This is a genomic window from Moraxella sp. (genome assembly GCF_024227015.1).
In the GTDB taxonomy this organism is placed as follows: Bacteria; Pseudomonadota; Gammaproteobacteria; order Pseudomonadales; family Moraxellaceae; genus Moraxella.
In genome coordinates, this window is record NZ_JAAELD010000328.1 from 1 (window position 1) to 7,402 (window position 7,402).

The following is a 7,402-nucleotide window of genomic DNA, read 5'->3' on the forward strand; positions in this document are numbered from 1 at the left end:
AAAGGCAAATTGGCCGAATTTCAGGCACTGTTCGATCAGGCTAATCTAGGCATTACCATCATCCCGCAAGGCGAGCTTGGCATCACAGACGCTGATGAGATAGGATGGTCATTCATCGAAAACGCCATCATCAAGGCGCGCCACGCAAGTGCTGCCAGTGGACTGCCTGCTTTGGCAGATGATAGTGGGCTGTGCGTGCCTGTGCTTGGCAACATGCCTGGGATTAATTCGGCAAGATATGCAGGCGTGCATGGCGATGATCAGGCCAATAATGCCAAGCTATTGACAGAACTGGCACCGCTTAGGGGCGATACTCCTATTATCGGTAAATTCGTCTGTGTGTTAGCCTTGGTGCAACACGCCGATGATCCTTTACCAATCATCGCCCAAGGCGAATGGGCAGGCGAAATCTTAGATACGACACGGGGTGAGAATGGCTTTGGTTATGATCCGCTGTTCTATGTGCCAAGCCTTGACAAATCCTCTGCCGAGCTTGAAAAGGCAGTCAAAAATTCGCTCAGTCATCGCGGACAAGCTTTGAAGGTACTCATCAATCAGCTCAAATAAAAGGCATTTGATGGGGAATACAGCGTTTTTGGTTGTAATTTTAACCGCTTAGCGTTATACTGTGATGCTTTTAGGTGTTTTGATACCTAAATCGTGTTATGATAACACCCAAATTTTATACTTGATGGAAGTCAAGCCGTTTTTCATATTTTAAAAGGTAATTACCATGAGCAATCTAGACATCGCAGTCAATGTACTGTCAGACAAAGAAACCCAATTGACCGTAAAAGTACCAGTGGGTACCATCCAAGGCAAAGTAGAAGGTCGTATCCGTAGCCTAGCTAAGACTGCCAAGATCGACGGTTTCCGTAAGGGTAAAGTGCCTGTGTCGCACATCCGCGCGCAGTACGGTGCTGGCATCCAGCAAGAAGTCATCAACGACGTGATTCGTGACACTGTATTTGAAGCGATGAACGAGAAAAAAATCCGCGCAGTAGGTGTGCCGAACATCGATGATGTGAAGCTTGAGAATGATTTCTTGGTATATCAAGCCACGGTTGAAACTTTCCCAGAAGTGGAAGTAAAAGGCGTGAGCGAGATCGAAGTTGAGCGTCAAACAGCCTCTGTGTCTGACGAAGACGTAGACGTGATGATCGAAAACCTACAAAAACAACGCCAAACACTAGAGACCAAAGACGGTGCACTAGAAGATGGCGATGAAGCGACTTTCGACTTTGAAGGTTCTATCGATGGCGATAAATTCGAAGGCGGCAGCGCTGAGAACTATCGTCTGGTGATCGGTTCTGGTCAGATGATTCCAGGCTTTGAAGATGGCATGAAAGGCATGAAAGCTGGCGAAGAAAAAACCATCAAAGTGACTTTCCCAGAAGATTACCAAGCTGAGAACCTAAAAGGTAAAGAAGCTGACTTCAAAATCAACGTTAAAGAAGTTAAATCACCAAGACTACCTGAGCTAAACGAAGAATTCTTTGAGCTGTTCGGTGTAAAAGAAGGTGGTCTTGACAAGCTAAAAGCTGACGTTCGTAAGAACATGGAGCGCGAAATCAAGAACGCTGGTCGCAATCAAGTAAAACAGGCTGCATTCGACGCGCTACTTGAGAAGAACGAATTCGACGTGCCAAAAGCCATGCTAGAGCAAGAAATCAACCGTCAGCGTGAACAAATGCTACAGCGTTTCGCTCAGCAGTTCGGTGCCAACCCTAATACTTTTGGCGCTGACATGCTGCCAAATGAACTGTTCGAAGATCAAGCACTACGCGCGGTACGTCTTGGCGTATTGGTTAGCCAAATCATCGACAAAGAGAAAATCGAAGTTGATCAAGATCGCGTGACTGCATTCATCGCAGAAGCGGCTGAAAACTACGAAGATCCACAAGAAGTTATCGACTATTACACCAACGACAAGCAGCAACGCGCTGGCATCGAGTCTGTGGTTCTAGAAGATCAAGTGGTTGATTATCTACTGGCTCAAGGTAAAGTAACTGACAAAGAAGTAAAATACCAAGACCTACTGGCAGCAGCTCAACAAGCTCAGCTATAATCTTGGCTTACAATAAAGCCATAAAAATACCCCAAACAGTGTTTGGGGTATTTTTTAATTAATGGTAAAATAAGCGATATTTTCAAAAACTAGGAAATCACAATGCAAAACATGAAAAACAATCCTTTTTATGATCAGTTGATGGACAGCTACCATGCGCCCATCGCACCACAAAATGCTCTTGTACCGATGGTGATTGAGCAGTCTGGTCGTGGTGAGCGTTCGTTTGATATTTTCTCGCGCCTGTTGCGTGAGCGTGTGATTTTCTTGACAGGTCAGGTTGAGGACAACATGGCGAACTTGATCGTCGCTCAGCTGTTATTCCTTGAAGCTGACAACCCAGAAAAGGACGTGCATCTATACATCAACTCCCCTGGTGGCGTGGTCACTGCAGGCATGGCGATCTATGATACGATGAACTTTATTAAGCCGGACGTCTCGACCATCTGCATGGGTCAGGCGGCGAGCATGGGCTCGTTCCTATTGTCGGCAGGTGAGAAGGGTAAGCGCTATGCCCTTGCCAACTCACGCATCATGATTCATCAGCCGTTGGGCGGTTTCCGTGGTCAGGCATCGGACATTGAGATTCATGCGCGTGAGATTATTCAGCTTAAAGCAAAGCTAAATCAGCTGCTTGCTGATCACACAGGTCAGCCTGTCGAGCGCCTAGAAAAAGACACTGATCGCGATAACTTCATGAGTGCAGAAGCGGCGCGCGAATATGGCTTGGTGGATGTTGTGCTTGACAAGCGTCCGACTGGGCTATAAGGATTGATGATGAGTAATTTAGAAAATACCTGTTCGTTCTGCGGTAAAAAGAAAGCCGAGGTCAAAAAACTCATCGCTGGCGATGCGGCCAATATCTGTAATGAGTGTGTGTCATTGTGTGGTGACATGCTAAGCGAAGCAGGCATTGGCGTCAAGCCATCTAAGGCTAAAGCCGACAAGACAGCAAAAGAGAACGCCGAAGAAGCCGCGTCTTATGATCAGCAAGAAGAAGCTGACGACTGGGCGAATGCCAAGTTGCCTAAGCCAAAAGAGCTGCGCGCACACTTGGACGAATACGTCATCGGTCAAGATGCTGCCAAAAAAGCGCTGTCAGTTGCGGTCTATAACCACTATAAGCGCTTAAAATCTGCCCAAAAAGACGACACGCTAAATGGCGAGAAAGTTGAGCTTGCTAAGAGTAATATCCTGCTCATCGGTCCAACGGGTTCGGGTAAGACCTTGCTGGCGCAGACTTTGGCGCGCCTGTTGGATGTGCCATTTGCCATGGCAGATGCCACGACCTTAACCGAGGCGGGCTATGTGGGTGAGGATGTTGAGAACATCGTTCAAAAGCTGCTACAAGCTGCCGACTATGACATCGAACGCACCCAAAAAGGCATCATCTACATCGATGAGATCGATAAAATCACCAAAAAAAGCGAAAACGTTTCAATCACTCGTGACGTATCGGGTGAGGGCGTTCAGCAGGCACTACTAAAAATCATCGAAGGCACGGTTGCCAATATTCCGCCCCAAGGTGGTCGCAAGCACCCACGTCAAGAGATGATCCAAGTGGACACCAGTAACATCCTAATGATCGTCGGCGGTGCATTTGCAGGGCTTGATAAGATTATCCAGCAGCGCACCGAGACCACGGGCATGGGTTTTAATGCGGTGGTCAAAGCCAAAGAAGAGACGAAGATCAGCGAGCTGTTCCGTGAGGTTGAGCCTGAAGATCTGGTGAAGTTTGGTATCATTCCAGAATTCATCGGTCGTCTGCCAGTCATCGCGACGCTTGATGAGCTCGATGAAGAGGCATTGGTGCAGATTCTAACCGAACCAAAGAACGCACTGACCAAACAATATCAGTATCTGTTCGAGATGGAAGGCGCCAAGCTGTCATTCGATAAAGATGCGCTGGACGCCATTGCCAAAAAAGCCATGAAGCGTAAGACGGGCGCGCGTGGTCTGCGCTCTATCATTGAGAATGCGCTGCTTGACACCATGTATGAGCTGCCAAGCATGGACGATGTCAAAGAAGTGATTGTCGATGCTGACGTCATCAATGATGGCAAAGCACCCACTATTAAATAAATAATCCGACATAATAAAAATCCTCGTCACTGCACGGGGATTTTTGTTGCATGATCATAAATGACCGCCACCAAAAGATGACTAATCGGTCAAATTTGCTCAAAATTCTGTACTTATTTTCGCTGATGGCTTATGTTATAGTAAGATTGGATGTGTAAATTATCCCAAACATAAGCAATAGGAGTACATATGATCTATCAAGGAAAATCCATACAAGTCAGCCGACTAGACGGCGACATCGTCAAATTTCATTTTAACAATGAAAACGAATCAGTCAATAAATTCGACCAAGCCACGAATGCGGAATTTAGAGAAGCGGTAATCGCTCTAGAGAACGACAGCACCATCAAGGGCGCCATTGTCGCATCGGGCAAAAAGGTCTTTATCGCAGGGGCGGACATCACCGAGTTTCTAAGTTATTTTAAGCGTCCACAGGATGAGCTAGAGACGTGGCTGCTTGATATTAATGACACCTTTAACCGTTTTGAAGATTTACCATTTCCTAAGGTGTGCGCCATTAATGGTGCGGCGTTGGGCGGCGGCTGCGAGATGACCTTGGTGTGCGAGTACCGCATCATGGGGCAGTCAGGACAAGTAGGATTCCCTGAGACCAAGCTGGGTATTTTCCCAGGATTTGGCGGTTCGGTGCGTGCGCCGCGCATCATCGGGGTGGATAACGCTCTAGAGCTTATCGCTACGGGTAACTCACTAAGACCTGCCGATGCGCTGAAGGTAGGTTTGGCGGATGCTGTCGTTGCTGATGATATCCTAGAGCAATCAGCGATTGATTTGGTGCGTAAGTGCATCAGCGGCGAGATCGACTGGCAAGCCAAACGTGCCGAGAAGTTAGAACCTGTCAAGCTAAACGCAACCGAGCAAGCCATGGCGTTTAATTCTGCCAAGGGCGTGATTTTTGCTAAGGCAAACCCTAAGCATTACCCATCCATCGCTTTGGCATTGGATGCGGTCGAGCGTCATGCCAATCTGGGGCGTGATGAAGCGATTAAGATTGAGGCAACTAATTTTGCCAAATCCGCCAAAACGCCACAGGCTGAGGCTTTGGTCGGTGTATTCCTTAATGATCAGCTGGTCAAAAAACGTGCCAAAGACCAATCCAAATCTGCCCACAACATCAATGAAATGGCGGTGCTTGGGGCAGGGATTATGGGCGGTGGTATCGCTTATCAGTCGGCAGTCAAGGGCTTGCCTATCATCATGAAAGACATCAAGGCAGAACAGCTTGACCTAGGCATGAATGAAGCGAGCAAGCTCCTTAGCAAAGAAGTAGAGCGTGGCAAAATCAGCACTGCCAAAATGGGCGAAACCCTATCCAAAATCCGCCCAACCTTAAACTATGGCGATTTTGGCACGCCTGACATCGTCATTGAAGCGGTGGTGGAGAACGAAAAAATCAAAAAGGCGGTGCTTGCCGAGACCGAAAGCCTGATTAAAGACACAGCTATCCTTGCGTCCAACACGTCCACGATTAGCATTACCGAGCTTGCCAAGTCGCTAAAACGCCCCGAGAATTTTGTGGGTATGCACTTTTTTAACCCCGTTCATCGTATGCCCCTTGTTGAGATTATCCGTGGCGAGCGGACGAGCGATGAAGCGGTGGCGACTACGGTTGCCCTTGCTCAAAAAATGGGCAAAACGCCAATTGTGGTCAATGACTGCGCAGGATTTTTGGTGAACCGTGTGCTGTTCCCTTATTTTGGGGCGTTTGATTTACTCATCAAAAACGGGGCGGATTTTGTCAAGATTGATAAAGTCATGGAAAAATTCGGCTGGCCTATGGGACCTGCCTATTTGCTTGACGTGGTGGGCATTGATACAGGTGTTCACGCAAGTAGCGTAATGGCGAACGCATTCCCTGAGCGTATGAATCCTGATTATAAGACCGCCACGACTGTCATGTTTGAAAATAACCGTTTGGGTCAAAAAAATGGCGCAGGCTTTTATAAATATGAGCTTGACAAAAAAGGCAAGCCCAAAAAGAGCGTGGATACGACCACTTATGAGCTACTAAAAGCGGTGCAAGACGATAGTAGCGATTTTGACGAAGAAATCATTGACCGCTTGATGGTGGCGTTTTGTACCGAGACGGTGCGTTGCCTAGAAGATAACATCGTGGCAAGTGCAGGCGAGGCGGACATGGCAATGTTGATGGGGCTTGGCTTCCCACCGTTTCGTGGGGGTCCGTGTCGCTACATTGACCAAGTGGGCGTAAAAGAATTTGTCGCTTTGTGTGATAAGTACGCTCATCTTGGCAAGGCATATGAAGCTCCGCAAATGCTACGAGACATGGCAGAGCGTGGCGAGAGTTTTTATCAATAATTAAAATTTTAAGGAAAAAATATGACAACATTAAATCCAACAGACGTGGTCATCGTCGATGGTGTCCGCACCGCCATGGGCAAATCCAAAAACGGTATGTTCCGCAACGTGCGAGCCGAGACCCTATCGGCAGAGCTGATGAAAGCCTTAATCAAGCGAAATGATTTTGACCCTAATGACATCGAAGACGTGATTTGGGGCTGTGTCAATCAAACCTTGGAGCAAGGCTGGAACATCGCTCGCCACGCAAGCCTATTGGCAGGCATTCCAAAGCACGTGGCAGGACAAACGGTAAACCGTCTGTGTGGCTCATCCATGCAAGCCCTGCACACCGCTGCCGCCCAAATCATGACCCACCAAGGCGACATCTTTATCATCGGGGGCGTGGAGCATATGGGACACGTTGCCATGATGCATGGCGTGGACATCAACCCCAGTAGCTCAAAGCAAATCGCCAAAGCGTCCAACATGATGGGGCTGACCGCCGAAATGCTTGGGCGTATGAATGACATTAGCCGAGCCGAGCAGGACGAATTTGCCCTAGGCTCACATGTCAAAGCGACCAAAGCCACCCAAGAAGGGCGGTTTGACAAAGAAATCGTGGGCGTAGAAGGGCATGATGAGCAGGGTAATTTACAGCTTTGCACCGTGGACGAAGTCATTCGTTTTGATGCCAATATTGAGAGTCTACAAAAGCTCAGACCCGTATTTGACCCTGTAAACGGCACGGTAACGGCAGGCTCATCATCCGCCTTATCAGACGGTGCGTCCGCCATGCTCATCATGTCGGCAGGCAAAGCCAAAGAGCTTGGGCGGACCCCACGAGCCAAAATTCGCTCCATGGCAGTGGCAGGGTGCGATGCGGCGATTATGGGCTATGGTCCTGTCCCTGCCACGCAAAAGGCACTAAAACGA

General features: G+C 48.2%; 6 protein-coding genes. All 6 read left to right on the top strand.

Translation table 11 applies throughout. The features are described from left to right. A partial coding sequence (rdgB, locus tag GY683_RS07390) for an RdgB/HAM1 family non-canonical purine NTP pyrophosphatase (RefSeq protein WP_297288123.1) occupies positions 1–567 on the top strand: 567 nt, incomplete at its 5' end. A 166-nt stretch (positions 568–733) separates the two neighbouring features. Further along, positions 734–2,068, top strand: a complete 1,335-nt coding sequence (tig, locus tag GY683_RS07395) for a trigger factor (RefSeq protein WP_297288124.1) — start codon at positions 734–736, stop codon at positions 2,066–2,068. A 141-nt stretch (positions 2,069–2,209) separates the two neighbouring features. Further along, complete coding sequence (gene clpP / locus GY683_RS07400) at positions 2,210–2,836, top strand: ATP-dependent Clp endopeptidase proteolytic subunit ClpP (protein WP_297288128.1); 627 nt, start codon at positions 2,210–2,212, stop codon at positions 2,834–2,836. A gap of 6 nt (positions 2,837–2,842) precedes the next feature. Continuing rightward, on the top strand, positions 2,843–4,150 hold the full coding sequence (gene clpX / locus GY683_RS07405) for an ATP-dependent protease ATP-binding subunit ClpX (protein WP_297288125.1): 1,308 nt from the start codon (positions 2,843–2,845) through the stop codon (positions 4,148–4,150). 189 nt (positions 4,151–4,339) lie between these two features. Further along, positions 4,340–6,487 carry a fatty acid oxidation complex subunit alpha FadB gene (gene fadB / locus GY683_RS07410; RefSeq protein WP_297288126.1) on the top strand — a complete coding sequence of 716 codons (2,148 nt, stop codon included), beginning with the start codon at positions 4,340–4,342 and terminating at the stop codon, positions 6,485–6,487. Between the two features lie 21 nt (positions 6,488–6,508). Beyond that, a partial coding sequence (locus GY683_RS07415; protein ID WP_297288127.1) for an acetyl-CoA C-acyltransferase occupies positions 6,509–7,402 on the top strand: 894 nt, incomplete at its 3' end.